The sequence below is a fragment of the Bradyrhizobium sp. 192 genome, assembly GCF_023100965.1.
Lineage (GTDB): Bacteria > Pseudomonadota > Alphaproteobacteria > Rhizobiales > Xanthobacteraceae > Bradyrhizobium > Bradyrhizobium symbiodeficiens.
On sequence record NZ_CP064690.1, the window covers coordinates 7,357,440 to 7,375,459 of the forward strand.

The 18,020-nt window shown below is 61.4% G+C and carries 12 protein-coding genes and 1 pseudogene; 6 read left to right on the plus strand and 7 right to left on the minus strand.

The genetic code is table 11. The features are described from left to right. Positions 1-111: 111 nt before the first annotated feature. Positions 112-1,173, minus strand: a complete 1,062-nt coding sequence (locus IVB24_RS34550) for a M23 family metallopeptidase (RefSeq protein ID WP_247770998.1) — start codon at positions 1,171-1,173, stop codon at positions 112-114. A 616-nt stretch (positions 1,174-1,789) separates the two neighbouring features. On the opposite strand from IVB24_RS34550, the gene IVB24_RS34555 reads away from it, so the two are divergent. Both IVB24_RS34555 and IVB24_RS34560 read left to right on the plus strand, forming a co-directional pair. Continuing rightward, the gene (locus tag IVB24_RS34555) at positions 1,790-2,521 is read left to right on the plus strand and encodes a hypothetical protein (RefSeq protein ID WP_247771000.1); all 732 of its coding nucleotides are present in this window, start codon (positions 1,790-1,792) and stop codon (positions 2,519-2,521) included. 375 nt (positions 2,522-2,896) lie between these two features. Then, positions 2,897-3,544, plus strand: a pseudogene (locus IVB24_RS34560) (phosphatase PAP2 family protein); the annotation flags it as partial. Between the two features lie 222 nt (positions 3,545-3,766). Here IVB24_RS34560 and IVB24_RS34565 read toward each other — a convergent pair. After that, complete coding sequence (locus IVB24_RS34565) at positions 3,767-3,931, minus strand: Flp family type IVb pilin (RefSeq protein WP_094976876.1); 165 nt, start codon at positions 3,929-3,931, stop codon at positions 3,767-3,769. Positions 3,932-4,339: 408 nt separating this feature from the next. Here IVB24_RS34565 and IVB24_RS34570 point away from each other — a divergent pair, with 408 nt between their 5' ends. Continuing rightward, positions 4,340-5,830 carry a hypothetical protein gene (locus IVB24_RS34570; protein WP_247771002.1) on the plus strand — a complete coding sequence of 497 codons (1,491 nt, stop codon included), beginning with the start codon at positions 4,340-4,342 and terminating at the stop codon, positions 5,828-5,830. A gap of 87 nt (positions 5,831-5,917) precedes the next feature. After that, the gene (locus tag IVB24_RS34575; RefSeq protein ID WP_247771004.1) at positions 5,918-7,480 is read left to right on the plus strand and encodes a hypothetical protein; all 1,563 of its coding nucleotides are present in this window, start codon (positions 5,918-5,920) and stop codon (positions 7,478-7,480) included. A 217-nt stretch (positions 7,481-7,697) separates the two neighbouring features. Here the strand turns inward: IVB24_RS34575 and IVB24_RS34580 are convergent, their stop codons facing one another. The 3 genes from IVB24_RS34580 to IVB24_RS34590 all read right to left on the minus strand — a co-directional run bounded on the left by IVB24_RS34580 (position 7,698) and on the right by IVB24_RS34590 (position 12,327). Beyond that, positions 7,698-9,068, minus strand: a complete 1,371-nt coding sequence (locus IVB24_RS34580; RefSeq protein WP_247771006.1) for a transposase — start codon at positions 9,066-9,068, stop codon at positions 7,698-7,700. Between the two features lie 353 nt (positions 9,069-9,421). Further along, the gene (locus IVB24_RS34585) at positions 9,422-11,164 is read right to left on the minus strand and encodes an ATP-binding protein (protein WP_247771008.1); all 1,743 of its coding nucleotides are present in this window, start codon (positions 11,162-11,164) and stop codon (positions 9,422-9,424) included. A gap of 5 nt (positions 11,165-11,169) precedes the next feature. Next, positions 11,170-12,327 (minus strand): FIST N-terminal domain-containing protein, encoded by a 1,158-nt coding sequence (locus IVB24_RS34590; RefSeq protein WP_247771015.1) that lies wholly within the window; start codon positions 12,325-12,327, stop codon positions 11,170-11,172. Between the two features lie 450 nt (positions 12,328-12,777). Here IVB24_RS34590 and IVB24_RS34595 point away from each other — a divergent pair, with 450 nt between their 5' ends. Next, positions 12,778-13,773, plus strand: a complete 996-nt coding sequence (locus IVB24_RS34595; RefSeq protein WP_247771017.1) for a glycosyltransferase family 2 protein — start codon at positions 12,778-12,780, stop codon at positions 13,771-13,773. 8 nt (positions 13,774-13,781) lie between these two features. Next, positions 13,782-14,465, plus strand: coding sequence for a class I SAM-dependent methyltransferase (locus tag IVB24_RS34600; protein WP_247771018.1), 684 nt, complete (start codon positions 13,782-13,784; stop codon positions 14,463-14,465). Positions 14,466-14,467: 2 nt separating this feature from the next. Here the strand turns inward: IVB24_RS34600 and IVB24_RS34605 are convergent, their stop codons facing one another. Beyond that, positions 14,468-15,847 carry a hypothetical protein gene (locus IVB24_RS34605; RefSeq protein ID WP_247771020.1) on the minus strand — a complete coding sequence of 460 codons (1,380 nt, stop codon included), beginning with the start codon at positions 15,845-15,847 and terminating at the stop codon, positions 14,468-14,470. A gap of 236 nt (positions 15,848-16,083) precedes the next feature. Then, a complete protein-coding gene (gene ftsH, locus IVB24_RS34610; protein ID WP_094976867.1) occupies positions 16,084-18,009 on the minus strand; it encodes an ATP-dependent zinc metalloprotease FtsH in 1,926 nt (641 codons plus the stop codon). Positions 18,010-18,020 lie beyond the last annotated feature (11 nt).

Here is an 18,020-nt window from a genome sequence, read left to right on the forward strand (position 1 = left end):
CAAGATGGGAAATGCTTGGAGCGTCACAGCCGATTGGACGGAAGCGCCAACCCTGGTTGTGAAGGGCCTCGTCCCGAAAACCGCCCAAGCGGAACGAGTGGGAGATGATGGCTATTGCGCGATATCCACCTGGAAGGACCGCCGCGCGATCTCGGCACCATGTCGGCGCAGAACGAAAGTCGCCCGATAGCTGCCGACCGGCCAAGCGGAGCCTGCGCGCTTTCGCCCCGCCGAGATGAAATACTGGGCCTGGTCCCGTGGCAGCTTCGGCGCGCGATACTCCGCGACGACCTGCCCCTCGGGTGACCTCAGCTCGAGCGCTTGCTCGTCGTCCGCCTGAAGTCCGATTGCACGAACATAAGCCACGATGGCGGCCGATTGAGAGCCAGGCAAGGATCGCTTGACCTCACCTGTCTCGATCTCCTCCATGGTCACCGCGCGATCGGCAAAGCCGGCATTGATGATCTCTGCGGACGGATAGTTCGAAACGGAGTTTTGCGTCGGCTGCCACAGCGAACGGCCGGAATTGCATTCGCCCTTCGCGGCACCGGAGGCGAATGGATCCACAATTTTCCCGTCATGCCTCACCGTGAAATGCAAATGTGGGAACTCGGTATTTCCGGACAGACCCACCAGCCCAAGCGCTTGCCCGGAGCTGACGCTGTCACCGGGCTTCACTCTGAGACTGCCCTTGGCCATGTGGCAGTATTGCGTGCTCCAGCCATTTCCGTGTTCGACGACTGCGCCGTTGCCACATTCCCTGCCGGTGATTGCGGCCTTGCCGACGACCTTGACCGAGACGTCATCCATACCGTCGCGCGCATGAGCAACGCGCCCCGAGGCGGCAGCAACGACCTCGACCCCCTGTCGCTGAACGTCCAGATCGGGGAGCCGGATGTCGGTGCCGTCATGGCCATCATAGGTTCGGTGACCACATCGAAAGTCCAACGTCTTGTCCAAGGGATCATGGTCGACGTAGTTCTGGATGAAACAGGTCGTTCCCAATTCGCAAGCGACCGGCCAGGCAAACTGCTGTAGTTCGGAGCAGCGGGCCTCCGACGCGCAAATGATGACCGCGCAAACCATCGGTACAGATACAATCGCCATCATCCGACCGGTCCGCTCTGCCCAAGGGGCCCGCGACAAAGTGTAGTCTGGAAGCGAGAGCTTCATTCCTGATGTCCCAAGAACCTTGGCCAACATCGGCACACTGTTAAGCCACCAGTACCGCGGAGGATCACCCACGAAGGCAACGATTCATCCCTATCTGCCGGATTTGTGCCGCTCAAGCCAAGCCCGTATCTCTCGTGCGATGAAAACGAATCCCAAGCAGCCTATCAGGATGAACAAGCAAAACGAGCGCGATCTCATTCGCTGTCTCATTGCGGTCATTGGCAAACGAAATCGATGGCGATTGAACAGCGATCGAACTTCAAATGCTTGGACTCGCGGGTTCCAATTTGATTTGAATCTTCGCGGCTTCGCGTGTCAGCGCGCCACGTCCTCGGAAAAGCAAGAGGTTGTGTTCCGCTTCTTTACATCTCGAAGTTCTTATGTAGTGTCCGCAACACGACGTTGACGTCGGCCCGCGCGCAGTGCGCAGGCGGCATCGATGTTCGAGGGCCGTGGTTGTGACCGGCGTTTGGAATACATTCAGAGACCATTTGCGCGGCGCACTTCATTGCGCGTTCACCAAGGCCACGCAGCCAATTTATCACGGGCAATGTCGAGAGTTCCAACTACAGCTTCGCTGCGGGCTCCGCTGTCATGCGCGAACGGAGCGGCCAGCATGAAGCGGCTCGCAGGCCTCCCTCTCGCACTCATTCTGCTTCTCATGCTGACGCCGGATCCCGCAGCAGCCGCTGAGCCATTTTCCGTGCGGTGTGAGGGTGGCGTTCCCGTCCGCCCATACTTTGCGACGTTCGATGTCGATACCAAAACGGTCGTCTTTGAAACGCCGCCGATCAACGTCGAAACAAATTTCGGTATCAATGCATACTCAGGAGAGATCAATTCCACAAACAATGGAAAGTTCGAATTTGTAGTGCGCATCGGTCCAGGGCGGGTCGATCTGATCTTTGATCGCAATCAAAAGACCATGACTTGGCAGGGACTAGAGGACCCCACCTTTCGGCCGACGTTGGTCCACAAGTGCACCGACACCCCTCCGCGAAGCATACTGAGCTTCCGGGTTCGCGATCCCATTCTGCATCCGATCTCTGTGCGCTGTGAACACACAGGCGCGGTATACTTTACGATGGATGCCGCTTCGAAAACAGCACTCTATGAGCGTGGCAGGGAAGGAAGAGGGTTTCGCGGCGAGGTCACGGATGCCGGCCAGGATGAGGTCACGCTGTCGATGAATTTCGATGTCCCGCGCCGGGTCGTATGGAGCAGAAGTCGCCAGACCATCACGGTCGAAGGCATCGAGGGCGATGCATCGCGACCTCGTACTGTCGTGCAATGTCAAGAAGTCCCGCCTCGAACAGTGATGGAATTTTATAGAGCCCCACAGCGGTAAGAGCCTCTCGATGGCGGGAACAATCCGTTTCAATCAATAGAAGGAAACGAGCGACCGGCCGACCGTGCCTCATGCCGCAAACAAATAAAAGCACCGCGCAGAGGTTGTAAAATCGATAACCACACTTCTTACCGGGATCTTAACGCGGGTCCGTAACAGTACGGAGGCAATGCAATTCCATCTCGGTACACCATGCTCGACACGGACTCCCGGACTGCTTGGCAGTTGTTCCACCTCAACTGGTTTGCGATTCTCGGGATGGGGGCCCTGCTGGCGCTCGGCCTTGCCTCGACCGGACTGAGTCTCGAGCCGGTCGCCTTCGGCGCGACCGTGGCGATCGCCACGGCGCTGCTCGCGGTCGCCTATGGCCACCGGATGGTCAAGGGCAAGCTTGCGAATCCGAAGCTGGTGTTTTCACTCGGCACCATCGGACAGGTCATTCTCACCTGCGCGATCGCCGGACCGCTGAGTTACGTCGCGGGCAAGCTGAACTGGCCGCTCGAGGACCAGGCACTTCTGGCGATCGACCGGGCGTTGGGCCTCGATCCGGAGCCGATCGCGCGCTACGTCAACGATCATCCCTGGCTCGCGATCTGCCTGGCGCACGCCTACGGCCTGATCAAGTTTCCGCTGCTCGGCATTCCCGTCGTGCTGGCTCTGACGGCGCGCTATGTGCGGCTGCAATTGTTCATGCTCGCGATGAGCCTCGCGCTCGCGGTCACCATCACGATCTCCGCCGTGGTGCCCGCGATCGGCACCTATTACGGACTGAATCTGCCGGCCGCGCATTTGCCCGAGATCGACACCGCGGTCTATGCCGGACAGCTGCGCGACATCCTCGCGCTTCGGGACGGCAGCCTGCAACAGCTTCGGCTGTTCTCGCTCTCCGGCATCGTCTCTTTTCCGAGCTTTCACGCGGCATCGGCCGTGCTGTACATGTGGGCGCTGTGGCCGGTGCGCTGGCTCGGCGGCATCGCGGCCGCGCTCAGTTTGTCGATGATCGCGGCAACGCCGGTGATCGGTGCGCACTACATCATCGATGTCGCGGCGGGCGTCGCGCTCGCGGCAGCCTCGATCTGGGCCGCGAAAGTCTACCTCGGCTGGAGCCGCGTAGCGCATGTGTCTGCGTTACTGGCTTCGCCAGCCGGACTGGCAAGCCTTGCCCAGGAACACTGTCAAGCCTGGCCCAAAAGAAAAGAGCCCCGTCAGGAACGGGGCTCTCGGAAATCTCTGGTTCGCCCGGCCTTACTTGAGGCTGGTCGAGATCGCGGTGAACTTGGTGTTCAGCGTGGTGCCGAGGTTGTTGACGACGGTGATGATCGCCAGCGCGATGCCGGCAGCGATCAGGCCGTATTCAATGGCGGTGGCGCCGGATTCATCCTTCAGGAAACGCGCAACGAGGTTCTTCATAGAGTGCTCCAAATGAGTACACGAGGCTACAACTGATCTGGTCTTTTCGGCTTCCCAGCGCCGCCCGACCATGGAACCGAACGTAGAGGCAAAGAATTGCGCCGCAGTTAATTCGACTGCGTAAACACCAAGCGGTTTGCGTGTATTCGCTGATGGTAAATTGAAATCCAAAACAATCCGTTAAATTGTCGGGACATGAAGCCGGCGTGACCGACCAGTTTACCCGAAGTTATGACCGCCCGTGGTCCAATGCCGCTCGCCCGGACTGACGCGCGACGAGATCGACCATTCATCGCGCTTCAGGTGATTGTTCGAGCATGATCCTCCCGGAAAGCCGCGCCACACATTGCGCCAACTCCGGCTCCGGATCGTGCCCGACCGACAAGAACAACAGGACGACGAGGCGGCATGTCCCTTTCCTTTGCCAACAGCATCGCGGCGCAGAGCCGCGCGCGAGCGCTGGTGCCGCTGTGCGTCGGCGCCGGCGTCTATCTGTTCTTCCTCTACCTCGGCGACACGCGGCTCCAGGACTCCGACTCGTTCTGGCAGGTCAAGATCGGGCAATGGATCCTCGATCACCGCGCCATGCCCACCACCGACTTCTATTCGTTCACGCGCACGGGCGCGCCATGGATGTCGACGTCATGGCTGTCGCAGGTGCTGTTCGCCTATTCCCATGCGCAATTGGACTGGGCAGGCCCCGTCATCCTCACCGCGGTCGCGGTCGCGATCACGGTCGCGATCTTCGTCTATCTGCTCGACAGGCAGATCGAGGCACCACGCGCAGTGCTGTTTGCGATGCTGGCGCTGCTGCTGTCGACCCATCACGTGCTGGCGCGTCCGCATATCCTGGCGCTGCCGGTCATGGTTCTGTGGGTCGGCGTGCTGATGGCGGCTGCCGACCGCAAGAGCGCGCCGTCCTGGTATTGGCTGCCGCTGATGGCGCTCTGGGCGAATTTGCATGGCGGCTTCGTGCTGGGCCTCGCGCTGATCGGCCCGATCTCGCTCGAGGCCGTCGAGCATGCCGAGAAGGGACGACGGCTGGCCCTGTTCACGCGCTGGGTGTTGTTCGGAATCGGCGCGCTGGTTGCGAGCTGCCTCACGCCGTACGGCTGGCGGACCCTGCTGGGCGCGACCAACATCCTCGGCCTCGGCGAGCTGCTGTCGCTGATCTTCGAATGGATGCCTGCGAACTTCTCCACTTTCACGCCATTCGAAGGCGCCCTGCTCGGCTTGATCGCATTCGGCTATTATCGCGGCCTGGTGCTGTCGGCGCCCCGGATCTTCCTGATTCTATTCCTGACCTGGGGCGCGCTGACCCATGTCAGGAGCATCGAGGCATTTGCGTTCCTTGTGCCGCTGGTGCTGGCAAAGCCGCTCGGCGAGATGTTCCCGCGCCCGGCGCCTGACGCCGCCGATGCCGGGCGCTGGCCGGCCCGCTATGTCACCGCGCTTGGCGCGCTGATGATCGTGGCGGCGAGCTGGACCTCGACGTCGCTCTACATGAGGCACCACCGCTTCGCCTTCACGACGACGCATACGCCGGTTGCGGCCGTCGATCTGCTCGAGCAACGCAAGGTGCAGCGCATCTTCAATGCCTACCAGTTCGGCGGCTATCTGATCTCGCGCAACATTCCGGTCTTCGTCGACGGCCGTGCCGAGCTCTATGGCGAGAAATTCGTCATGGACTTCTTCAAGGCGACGGAAGGCAAGAAGCCCGAGCTGCTGCCCCGCCTGCTCGACGAGTACAAGATCGACGCGACCCTTCTGGTTGCCGATGCGCCGGGCCCGCAGATCCTCGACCAGCTCAAGGGCTGGAAGCGGATCTATACCGACGACATCGCCGTGATCCATGTGCGAGACCATGCGGACAGCGCAGCCGCGACGCCTTCGAAGTGAGCACCCACTTGAGGGCACGCACCCGTAACCGCGAGCAAATGCGCCGCGGACACGACCACTGCGCTCAAACCCCGGCGATCCCGCGACATGTCTTCTTTTGACAGGCCGACTTTGACAATCCCGTCTCGGTTCGGCTCGGAGCGGTCCGTGGCGATCGCCGTGCTGGCGGTGCTGGCGGCCGTCTCGTTTCTGCCGGTGCTGCTGACCCCCATTCCCGCGATGGTGGATTATCCCAATCACCTCGCCCGCATGTACATTCTGAGCCAGAACGGCACGCCCGACGCCAATCCGCATTACGAGGTGGCCTGGGCCTTCTATCCCAACCTTGGAATGGATCTGCTGGTGCCGCAGCTGGCGCGGCTGATGAGCGTCGAGAACGCCACGCGGCTGTTTCTGCTGCTGAGCCAGTTGCTGATCGTCGGGGGCGCGCTGCTGCTGGAGTGGACCCGGAAGGGACGGGTTCATCTTGCCGGCTTCGCTGCGCTCGCTGTCCTCTATTGTCTGCCGTTCAGCTGGGGATTCGTGAATTTCGAGTTTGGCCTCGGCCTCGCTCTCTCAGGCATCGCGATCTATCTGATGTTGGCCGAAGGCCCCTGGCCGCTGCGTTTCGTCGCCAACATGCTGTTCGTCGCTGCGCTGTATGCGGCGCATTTCTTCTCTCTCGGCATCTACGGCGCGACGCTTGGCCTCTACGAGCTCTCGCGCATCCGCCGGCAGGGAATAGCGTACCGGGTCGCCGCCGCGCGGCTCGGCGCGCTGGCCCTGCCGGCACTCGTGTTGTTCGGGATCATGCAAATGACTGCGGGGTCGATCGGAAGCGAAGGGACGAGCTGGTTTTTCGGATTCAAGTTCGTCTGGCCGTTGCGCATCATGAACGGCTACAATCTGACGGCAGCGGCAGCGACCGGCCTGACGCTGATGATCTCGTTGCTGTTCGCCGCACGGCGCGGCGTTCTCAAGCTCGAGCCGGCCGGGACCTGGCTCGCGATCGGCTTTGCGCTGCTCTACCTCGTCATTCCCTCGAAGCTGTTCGGAACCGCGTTTGTCGATCTTCGCGTAATTCCCGCCGCAGCCCTGATTCTTCCGGCCTTCTGCTCGCTCTCGCTGCCGAGCCGTGCCTGGAGAACAGCCGCGCTCGCTGCGATCAGCGGCATCATCCTGATCAATCTCGCCGTCGTCCTCGCGGTCTGGCTGCCTTACCGCGCCGACTATGCCGCGATCATCGCCTCGTTCCAGAAGATCGAGCGCGGCTCGCGCGTCCTCGTCGGCAGCACGGGCGACAATGGTGACCCGCCCTTCGCCGACCTCACCTCATATCCGATGTATTATGCACCGACGCTGGCCGTGCATTATGCCAACGCGTTCGTGCCCAATCTATTCACGGAAGCGGGCAAGCAGCCCGTGCGGCCACGCGAGAGCTTGCGTGGTCTTGCCATTCCTTATGGGGGACCGGTGCCGTCGGCGCTGCTTGCCGCGATCGCGACGAGCCAACCGCCGGCAGGCGTTCCGCCGTTTGTCCGCACCTGGTACCGGGACTACGATTATCTCTATGTGCTGGGCGCGCCTTCCGCGAACCCGATGCCGGATCTGCTGGAGGTGTTAGAGACCTCGGAGCGGTTTGTTCTCTACAGGATACGTCGCAGGACGTAGGCTTGGGCGTGGACTCGTGAACCCGATCGGCCTGCGCCAAGGAGGGTCGTGTCCGTTCACTCTTCAAGACCGGACATGGCCAGTTCGCCCCAGCTAGTCGGCTAAGGGCCGATTTTGTTGCAAAAGTCGGCTGCAATGGATTTGGCCGCTGGGCCTTTCGTTGAGCCGCGCTCTGAAGCGCTGGCCCTGACGCATTTTACGCAACTTCGACGCTACGCTACGCGATGCGCAGAGCCTGAGCCGGTGGCGGTCGTGCGACCAGCGATGCAAATCGCCTCAGATTCTGGGCGATGGCGGCTAGAACAAACTCATCCTGGGCACCTTGCGGGCCGCGCAATCGGAGCCGACCAAGCTTCAGGATGCGCTTCAAGTGTGCGAACCTCATCTCGATCTTCTTGCGCTGACGCCGAGAGAGCTCGAAGCCCTCGGTGCCAGCGAACGACCGGGCAACGTCTCGGGCATGCTCATGGATATCGCGCGGGATCTTGCGTGATGGTTCCTTTGGGCAGCACTGCGGCTTGAGCGGGCATACATCGCAGTCGAGCTTGCTTGCACGATACAGAAGGGTCTTGCCCTCGTGCACGGTACCGCTCGTCCCAAGCCGCTTACCACCCGGGCAGTGGTAAACGTCGCCGATCGGGTCATATCGAAAGTCGCTCCGCGAGAAAGTGCCATCATCCCGCTTCGACTTATCGAACACAGGGATATGTGGCGCGATGCCCTTCTCCTCGACCAGCCAGTTCAGCATTGGAGCCGCTCCGTAAGCGGTATCCCCGACAAGTCGCTCTGGCTTGAGACCGAAGCGCTCCTCGGTCCGTTCGATCATGGTCTTTGCTGCACCGACCTCGGCCTGGCGAATGGCGCGGGAGGCCTCGACATCAACGATGACGCCGAACTTCACGTCGATGAGATAGTTGTCGGAGTACGCGAAGAATGCCGGCCCCTTGTGAGCGCCGGTCCACTGCGCTGCCGGATCGGATGGCGAGACAAATTTCGGGATGACATCGCTGGCGGCTCCCCACGCCGGATCGTCGAGGGTTGCCAAATACTCCTTCACCGCGCGGCTAGACCTGGCCGGATCGCGATCCCTGCGCCAATCGTGACCTGCGATCGAGCGCTGCTTGTTCGCGTCGGCCGCAATCAGGCTCGCATCGACTGCAAATCCTTCGCCACCAACCAGACCGGCGGCAATGCATGTCTCGACAATCCGTTCGAACACGCGGCGGAGAACATCTCCATCGCGGAAGCGCTCGTTGCGGGCGCGCGAGAACGCCGAATGATCCGGGACAGCGTCCTCGATACCGAGCTTACAGAACCAGCGATAGGCGAGGTTCACCTGCACTTCACGGCAGATCAGCCGTTCCGAGCGGATCGCAAAGACATACCCCACGACCAGCATCCGGATCATCAGTTCCGGATCAATCGACGGGCGCCCCATCGACGAATAGTGAGATGCTAGTTCACCGCGAAGCCAGGACAGATCGAGAGCAGCATCGATCTTCCGCACCAAATGATCTTCAGGAACCGCGTCGCCAAGACAAAACTCGTAGAACAGTTGACCTTGGTCACTCTTCAGACGGCCCATCATGGATCGACCTCGCCGAGATTCGCGTCAACACAACGGAATCACGCTTCGTGACTTGTCTCAACCGACTTTTGCAACAAAATCGGCCAACAGGCGACATCCACAAGTGGATGCCGACAAGACTCGAACTCGCAACTACACCGCTATGAGTGCACTACCCTGTCGGAAATTAAGCAAATTCAGAATTGTGATTGGCATCGTGCACTTCGCGGGCTTGTACGCGGTTTCTCCCGGATAACTGGGGGCATAGGAAAATCGCGGCAGATGGTTCTGTTAAAGAAAGCTGGGCGCCTTGGGAGCCGGCGCCATCCCGTTCATACCTGTCGATCGTATACCGATTTACGATGAGTTTCGGGTCACGCCTCGTCAAGAACTTTTCTTACTTTCTCAGCCAGTCCGCGAAAGGTGAACGGCTTGCTCAACAAGTTGACCCCTGCATCCAGCCGACCGTTGTGAACTATCGCATTGCGTGTGTAGCCTGTTGTGAATAGCACCTTGATCGTCGGATGCAGGCGTCTGGCATGATCGGCGACATTTCTTCCGTGAAGGCCATCCGGCAATACAACGTCGGTGAAGAGAAGATCGATCGTCCGAGACGATTCAAGAAAGCTAATGGCCGAGGCCGCATCAGCCGCCTCGAAAACTTGATATCCCAGGTCGCGGAGCACACCGGATGAATACGCGCGCAAATCGTCATGATCTTCTACAACGAGGATAGCCTCGTTACCCCTCAACAGCGCTGAGGTCGGAATGCTGCGATCTTCTTGCTTATCGGGTTCAGTCTGGGATCGAGGAAGATAGAGTTTGACCGTCGTGCCATGCCCCGGTTCGCTGTAAATCCGAATGTGGCCCCCCGTCTGTCGCACGAACCCGTAAACTTGACTGAGCCCCAACCCAGTCCCTTTGCCGACCTCCTTAGTCGTGAAAAACGGCTCGAATACGCGATCGACGGTTGCCTTATCCATTCCGGTTCCAGTGTCGGTGACAGCAACCAACACGTATTGGCCGGGAGGCACGGGTTCTGGCAGTGCGGCAACATACTCATCATCCAGCCAAGTGTTGCCGGTCTCGATTGTAAGTCGTCCGCCACCGGGCATCGCATCCCGCGCGTTAACCGCCAGATTGAGGATTCCATGTTCTAGTTCCGACGCATCAGCAAAGGCGTTCCACAAACCGGCATTGCCAACTATCTCAATCCTGATTTGCTCTCCTAAAGTGCTCTTGAGCAGTTCGCTCATTCCCCCGAGCAAGCGATCTACATCAATGGACTTTGGATCCAGCGGTTGGCGACGTGAAAAAGCTAGCAAGCGGGCGGTGAGTGTGGCCGCGCGCTGAGATGCATGATGCGCCATCGCCTGCGCGCGCATGATGCGCCCAAACTGTGGCGCATTGGACATGCTTGCGATCTGCCGTCCGATCGTATCAAGACCGCCCATGATCACCGTAAGCAGGTTGTTGAAGTCGTGCGCAACACCGCCGGTAAGCTGACCGATCGCCTCAAGCTTTTGCGCTTGGCGCAGCGCTGCTTCGGCCTCGTTCCGACGCGCGATTTCTTCCGCTACACGCTGTTCCAGCGTCGCATTGAGATGCTGAAGTCTTAACGACGTAGCGGATACATCTTTACGCGCACCATCGAGTGCTCTTGCAAGATGCGTTGCGTGAGCCGCCGCCTCTCTCGCAGAACTTTCGCGTGCCAAGGCTATATGAACCCGCGCTTCGATTTTTAATAGTTCAATTAAAAGCGGAAGGCTCGATTCGATATCATTCCAACGGATAGACAAGTTCCTGCCGACAAATACCAGGATTGCCGCAGGGGTCGAACGAGCGACCGCGGGAACGAGCGTGTTAGCGTCGGGAAATGCTACCTCTCCGGAGAACTCACAGGAGCTTGACGCTTGCTTCAAAAACGCTCGCCAAGTCGGGCCCCCAGGCAGGCGCTGGTCAAATCCCTGAGCTGGCGTAAAGCTGCCGGTTTCTTCATCTTTCAAGAGAATGAGGAAGGCGTCGCCTCCCATATTCTTGGCTAATCGCGCCGAAGCTTCTTGCCTTCCGTTGGCGTTTGCAAAACCAGTCAAAAGGTGAGCGCCGGCATCTTTCAAGTGACCTACTCGGGAAATACGCAAACTACCGCAGTGCAGTTGTGGAAGCCACTAAACTGCCCTTCCGCCCGGGCTATTTGACCGTGGGTGTTACACCCCGTCAACGGCACTTCGGACAATCGCTCTTGCAGGCTTGAGAGTTCGAGCCCGAACTCGTCTCCCATCCGCAGCCGAGTGGCGACGCAATCAAAGAAAAGGGCCGCCGCTGGAGGACCGCCTAATGCATGCAAAGCAGCATTTGCCGCCTGCTTCGCCGCAGAAACTGCAGAGTCCGTACTCGTCCTCATGATTCTTACGACGGATCCCATAGGAACCTCAGCGGCGCATACGACTGCGCCCTCTCCATCGACAGCTAGTGGTACGCGCAAGCGATGTTCGGCTCCGGTATCAACTCCAATAATGTTATGCAGAAAGAATGGTAACGGTTCCTTCCGATCAAAGTTCTGATGAGTTTCTTCCGCGTGTTCTTCGAATACTTCAATGGCCGGGAAGCCATTTAGACTAATCATTTTCATCCCGTCTGATGCGGTCACACGATACGCACGTGACGCGGGCGTCCAACCGTGACTCACCCCAACGCCCAGCGGCTTTGAAGAAAGGATTTCCAGGGCCACCGCGGCGTCGGACATGACTTCGGCACCACAAAATACCGTGGTCTTTTGGAATTGAGCGTTGTCTCCCGCGCCTCCACCAAAAAACTGATATTGACCGGCCGTAGCTATCGTCAGCTGATCCACTAGAATATCAGCATGCCCAGCCAAAGCGTCAGCCAAAACGAGAGCGGCTCGAAAGGGAAACTTGGCAGGAGCTGTAGACGTAAACCTGGAAGCTATCTCTTGGGCTGCCGCAGTGGCGTCCGATTTAAGATTGCGACCGACGCTAGATGAAAAAACTACGTCGTCCCCCACCAGCCCCATTGCACAGGCTAAGCCTGGTCCACTAGTCACGTTCGTAAATTCACCAGCCGATGAGGCGCCAACAACAATGGTGTCGGGCAACTCGTTTTTAATAGCCGAAAGCATGGCTTGGTGGTCATACTGAGGAGCTGCAAATACTACCAAGGCCCCGGGCGAATTGCTCAGGGATTTTCTTACTTCAGCGGCCAAATATTTGCCTGCAACCGCGCTGTCATTCGCGTCCGTCGAAATTACCGCTGCCCTCATATTCCCCCCAAGATGTGTCCAACAGTTGTAAATTTATACCTTGGAAAAGGTTCCACGCGAGGAGGCAGTTGGCCCCTGGTCTGGACCTAGCCCAGACAGAATCGCCGTACCCCTCCATCGTCAGTCACTAACGGGTTCCGATCTCCCTGTTCATGCCATGGCTGCGCGTCCTTCAGTTCGGCTGACGAGGAACGGATGTCCGCTGAGGGTCACAAGCCGCCGATTACGCCAAAGGTGGACAGCTTCTGCTTTGCCCCGGTAAGCCGACGTTTATGAGTGCACGTCCTCGACCGAAGCTCCGGCTCCACCGCAAGGCTAATCACCGGGTATCGCATCCATTCCGCCTCCCCGTCAGTCGCCCCTGCGGCCAAATCCTTAACAGTTGCGGCAAGGCGACCTTAACCACCGGCGAATAGACTTCCGCCCTGCAACCCAGCCGGAATCCTTCGCATGGCGGCCAATTCCAGATCGATCCGCTACAGCCTCGTCATCCCCGTGTTCAACGAGGAAGCCGTGCTGCCGGTCCTGCTGCGCCGGCTCGACCTGGTCTTGTCCCGGCTCGACGGCCCGGCAGAAGCGATCTTCGTCGACGACGGCAGCAGCGATTCCAGCTCGATCGTGCTCCAGGCGCTCGCCCAGCGCGATCCGCGCTTTCGGTATATCGGCTTGTCCAGAAACTTCGGCCATCAGGTCGCCATCACCGCCGGCATGGACGCCGCGCAAGGTGAAGCGATCATCGTCATGGACGCCGATTTGCAGGATCCGCCGGAGGTGATCGAGCAATTGATCGCGAAGTGGAAGGAAGGCAACGACGTCGTCCACGCCCGCCGCCTGTCGCGCGAGGGTGAAAGCCGATTCAAGCGCGCGACTGCGCACCTGTTCTACCGGCTCCTCGGCAGGATGTCCTCTGTCGGCATCCCCGCCGACGTCGGCGATTTCCGCCTGATCGATCGCAAGGTGCTCGACGCCCTCAGGCAGATGCCGGAGCAGGATCGCTTCGTGCGCGGCATGATCGCCTGGCTCGGTTTCCGGCAGGCCGAGGTCGCCTTCCACCGCCTCGAGCGCGCAGCCGGCGAAACCAAATATCCGCTGTTCAAGATGGTGCGGCTCGCGATGAACGCCGCGCTCGGCTTTTCCGATCTGCCGCTGCGGCTCGCAATCTGGTGCGGATTGACGGTTTCGGGACTGGCTTTGCTGTACGGCGGCTGGGTGATCCTGTTGTGGCTCAGCAACGACAGCCATCTGGTCACCGGCTGGTCCTCGACGATGGTCGTCGTGTCCCTGCTGTGCGGCATCAACATGCTGATGACGGGCATCGTTGGGCTTTATGTCGGCCGCATCCATGCCGAGGTGAAACGCCGCCCGCTCTACGTGGTGCAGACGCGTACCGGCTTCGATCGCAACGAGGCGGCGGTCGCACCTGCGATCCACGCCGTCAACGAGTGACCCGGCGCATGAGCGAGCTCTTCGACGGCTATCACGCCAACTACCGCGACGTCGTGCAATCCTCGATCGACTTCTCGGGCCTGCCGCATGATTTCTTCATGCGCGCGAAGGCCGATCTGCTGCGCGACCTGATCGCGCAGCGGCTCGACACGGACAAGCCCGGCATGCTGGACGTCGGCTGTGGCGTCGGCAGCCTTCATCCGCTGCTGCACGGCATCGTCGGCCGCTTGAGCGGCATCGACGTTTCGTCGGCCAGCCTGGCGCAGGCCCGCGCGGCCAATAGCGGGGTCGACTACCGCGAGTTTGACGGCCGCACTTTTCCCTTCGAGGACGCCAGCTTCGATCTCGTCACGGCCATCTGTGTCATGCACCACATCGTGCCCGCCGAATGGACGCATTTCATCACCGAGATGCGCCGGGTGGTACGCCCCGGGGGGCTCGTCTGCGTGATCGAGCACAATCCGTACAACCCGCTGACGCGTCTTGCCGTTGCGCGCTGTGAGTTCGACCGGGACGCCGTCCTGCTCAGTGCCGGCAAGACCCGAAAGCTGATGGCGGCGGGGGGCTTGCACAAGATCGGCGCGCGCCATTTCCTGCTGCTGCCCTGGGACACCAAACCGGCGCGTCGCCTCGAAGATGCCCTGGGCGGCGTGTCGCTGGGCGGCCAGTACGCGGCCTTCGGCACCGTCTGACTTTATCGCTGCGGCGGATCCCGCCGCTTGTGCACGACCGCCACATCGTCGCTGTAGACGCGTTGCCACTGGGGCATCCGGTCGAGCATCGCGACTGCGGGTGTGCGCGGCGCGAGCAGCGTCGCGCCGATGTCGTAGTCGTCGAGCAGCTTGAGAAAATCTGCGAGGTCGACCAGCGCCAGGGCCCGATTGTAGCGGTCGATGAACGGTCCCCCGTACAATTCGCCGCGACCATCGATGAAGGTGGGAATGCCGGCGAAGACCAAATAGCCGCCGAAGGAATAATCGTTGAGCACGCGCCCCGCCTTGGCGAGGTCGGCTCGAGCGACGGCAGCCTGGGGGGTGATGACGGCAGCCGGCCCTATGTCGCGCGCCAGCGCCGCCCCGCTCATCGCGATCAAAACACCGAACGCGGCCAGATTCATGCCGCGCGACGCGCCCGCCTCGTCGTCCGTGATCCGCTCGCCGAACTTTCGACCCAAGGGGGCCGCCAGATAGAGCGGCGCCAGCATGGCCAGCAGGTCCGCGTTGCGTACCTGTGCCAGGGCGAAATGGAGTAGGCCGATCACCACCAGCGCCCGCACGACCGGCAGTGTCACACCGCGCGCGAGCGCGAAGATGCCGGCCAGCAGCAGCAGCTCGAAGCCACCGACATGGCTGAAATCCTGCGGCCGCCATTCCCCGATCCAGGCGAGCGCAGAGCCGAGGCCGAGTGTCGTCAGCGGCATCAGCAGCGGTTCCGGCCCGTGCGGCGTCAGGCAGGACGCAGCGAGGGCAAGGGCCGAGAAGGGCAGCCACCGCAGCAGCACGCGCGGCCATTCGCTTCGCCCCTCACGCAGCAGCGCCTCGAGCACCGCCGGGCCGATCAGCCCGAGCGCGAGCACCACGCTGCCATGCAGATTGGTCCACAGCACCAGCAGCGGCAGCGCCCAGTATGGCGGAGGCCCGCCGCGATCCATGCAACGCACCAGGGCAGCCGCCCAGGTCACCATCACCGGCAGCACGAGGACATGTGGCCGCGCCAGCATATGCGGCGCCAGCAGGATGACGGCCGCGATCACCATGAGCAGCGTCAGGGCCGGCGAGAGCTCACGCAGCAGGAAGAAGGTGAACAGGCCAAAGGCGAGCGCAATCGCCGCTGCCGCGACGACGACGACGCCAGGCCAGCCGGACAATGCGTAGGCTCCGGCGTAGACCACTTCCGAGAGCCATTCGAACGTGATCCAGGGCGCGCCGTGCCTGGAAAACGAAAAGGGATCGCTCTCCGGCAGGGCGCCATGCGCGATGATCCAGCGCCCGACCTCGATATGAGAATAGCTGTCGGGATCACCGAGCAGCCACGGCCCCACGACCAGCAGCAGGGCATAGACGCCGAGGCCCACGGCCCAGGGGAGCGCTGCACGTGCCGAAAACGGTTGAACCGCGCTGTGAACGACCTGGTCAGTCATGGCAGGCCAAAATAGGACGCAAGCGTTAAGTTCTTCTTTAGTGATTCCCGCGTTTGCCCCGGGAGCCGCGCGCTCCGCTCGCGCCCGGGACGCCCTGCATCCGCGAACCACCAGCCAACGAAAAACGCGGCGTTTCCGCCGCGTTTTGCAATCTCATCTGCCGTTCGCGATTACGCCTGCGGCTGCGGCTCCAGGCCGGGATCCGCATCGGGCCGCGGGCGCGGCGACTTGCCGGCCGGGGGCACCGCGGAGGCGCGCGGCGTGGTCGGCTCAAGCACCGATTCACGGTTCGGCTTCTTGCCCTTGAGCAGATCGATGATCTCGTCGCCGGAGAGCGTCTCGAACTCGAGCAGGCCCTTGGCGAGAGCTTCGAGATCGGCGCGCTTCTCGGTGAGAATGCGCGTCGCTTCGTTGTAGCCCTCTTCCACGAAACGCCGGATCTCGGAGTCGATCTTCTGGACGGTCGCCTCAGAAGCGTTCTGCGTGCGCGAGACCGACATGCCCAGGAACACCTCGTCCTGGTTCTCGCCGTAGGAGACGGTGCCGAGCTTTTCGGACAGACCCCAGCGCGTCACCATCATGCGAGCCAGACGTGTCGCCTGCTCGATGTCGGAGGACGCACCCGAGGTCACCTTCTCGCGGCCGAAGATCAGCTCTTCGGCGACACGGCCGCCCATCATGATGGCGAGCCGCGAGGTCATCTGCTCCAGCGACATCGACAGCTTGTCGCGCTCCGGCAGCTGCATGACCATGCCGAGAGCACGGCCGCGCGGAATGATGGTCGCCTTGTGGATCGGGTCGGTCGCGACGACGTTGAGGCCGACGATGGCATGGCCGCCCTCGTGATAGGCCGTCAGCAACTTCTCTTCCTCGGTCATGACGAGCGACTTGCGCTCGGCGCCCATCATCACCTTGTCTTTTGCTTCCTCGAACTCGGCCTGGGTCACCATCCGCTTGTTGCGGCGGGCGGCTGTCAGCGCGGCTTCGTTGACGAGGTTCATCAGGTCGGCGCCGGAGAAACCGGGCGTACCGCGCGCGATGGTCTTGAGGTTGATATCGGGGGCCAGCGGGACCTTGCGGACGTGAACCTTGAGGATCTGCTCGCGGCCGACGACGTCCGGATTGGGCACCACGACCTGGCGGTCGAAGCGGCCCGGACGCAGCAGCGCGGGATCGAGCACGTCGGGACGGTTGGTCGCGGCGATCAGGATCACGCCCTCGTTCGCCTCGAAGCCGTCCATCTCGACCAGCAACTGGTTCAGCGTCTGCTCGCGCTCGTCATTGCCGCCGCCGAGGCCTGCGCCACGGTGACGACCGACCGCGTCGATTTCGTCGATGAAGATGATGCAGGGCGCGTTCTTCTTGGCCTGCTCGAACATGTCGCGGACGCGGCTGGCGCCGACGCCGACGAACATTTCGACGAAGTCCGAACCTGAAATGGTGAAGAACGGCACATTGGCTTCGCCCGCGACCGCACGCGCGATCAGGGTCTTACCGGTGCCGGGAGGGCCGACCAGCAGCACGCCGCGCGGAATGCGGCCGCCGAGGCGCTGGAATTTGCCGGGGTCGCGCAGGAATTCGACGATCTCCTGGAGGTCCTGCTTGGCTTCGTCGACGCCCGCGACGTCCTCGAAGGTGACGCGGCCGTGCGCTTCGGTCAGCATCTTCGCACGCGATTTGCCGAAGCCCATCGCCTTGCCGGCGCCGCCCTGCATCTGCCGCGACAGGAAGATCCAGACGCCGATCAGCGCGATGAAGGGCAGCCAGGACACCAGCAGCGAGACGAACCACGGCACGTTGTCGCCGGGCGGCTTCGCGGTGATCTGAACCTTGCTGTCATAGAGGCGCTTCACCAGCGTCGGGTCGCTCGGCGCATAGGTCTGGAAGCTGGAGCCGTTGGTGAAGGTGCCGTGGATATCCGGCCCCTGGATCACGACGTCGCGCACGTTGCCGCGGTCAACTTCGCTCAGCAGCTGGGAGAAGGCGATGTCCTGCGAGGAGGCGCGCTGACCAGGATTCTGGAAGAGCGTGAACAACGCCAACAGCAGCAAGACAATAATGACCCAGAGGGCGAAATTGCGCAGATTGGCGTTCATCGATCTTCCTT

What these genes read in the sequence shown, in the direction of transcription:
- IVB24_RS34590 (WP_247771015.1), bottom strand. Translation starts at nt 12,327, where the DNA reads ATGAGGGCAGCGGTAATTTCGACGGACGCGAATGACAGCGCGGTTGCA.
- IVB24_RS34580 (WP_247771006.1), bottom strand. Translation starts at nt 9,068, where the DNA reads ATGATGGGCCGTCTGAAGAGTGACCAAGGTCAACTGTTCTACGAGTTT.
- IVB24_RS34575 (WP_247771004.1), top strand. Translation starts at nt 5,918, where the DNA reads ATGTCTTCTTTTGACAGGCCGACTTTGACAATCCCGTCTCGGTTCGGC.
- IVB24_RS34595 (WP_247771017.1), top strand. Translation starts at nt 12,778, where the DNA reads ATGGCGGCCAATTCCAGATCGATCCGCTACAGCCTCGTCATCCCCGTG.
- IVB24_RS34570 (WP_247771002.1), top strand. Translation starts at nt 4,340, where the DNA reads ATGTCCCTTTCCTTTGCCAACAGCATCGCGGCGCAGAGCCGCGCGCGA.
- ftsH (WP_094976867.1), bottom strand. Translation starts at nt 18,009, where the DNA reads ATGAACGCCAATCTGCGCAATTTCGCCCTCTGGGTCATTATTGTCTTG.
- IVB24_RS34565 (WP_094976876.1), bottom strand. Translation starts at nt 3,931, where the DNA reads ATGAAGAACCTCGTTGCGCGTTTCCTGAAGGATGAATCCGGCGCCACC.
- IVB24_RS34555 (WP_247771000.1), top strand. Translation starts at nt 1,790, where the DNA reads ATGAAGCGGCTCGCAGGCCTCCCTCTCGCACTCATTCTGCTTCTCATG.
- IVB24_RS34600 (WP_247771018.1), top strand. Translation starts at nt 13,782, where the DNA reads ATGAGCGAGCTCTTCGACGGCTATCACGCCAACTACCGCGACGTCGTG.
- IVB24_RS34550 (WP_247770998.1), bottom strand. Translation starts at nt 1,173, where the DNA reads ATGAAGCTCTCGCTTCCAGACTACACTTTGTCGCGGGCCCCTTGGGCA.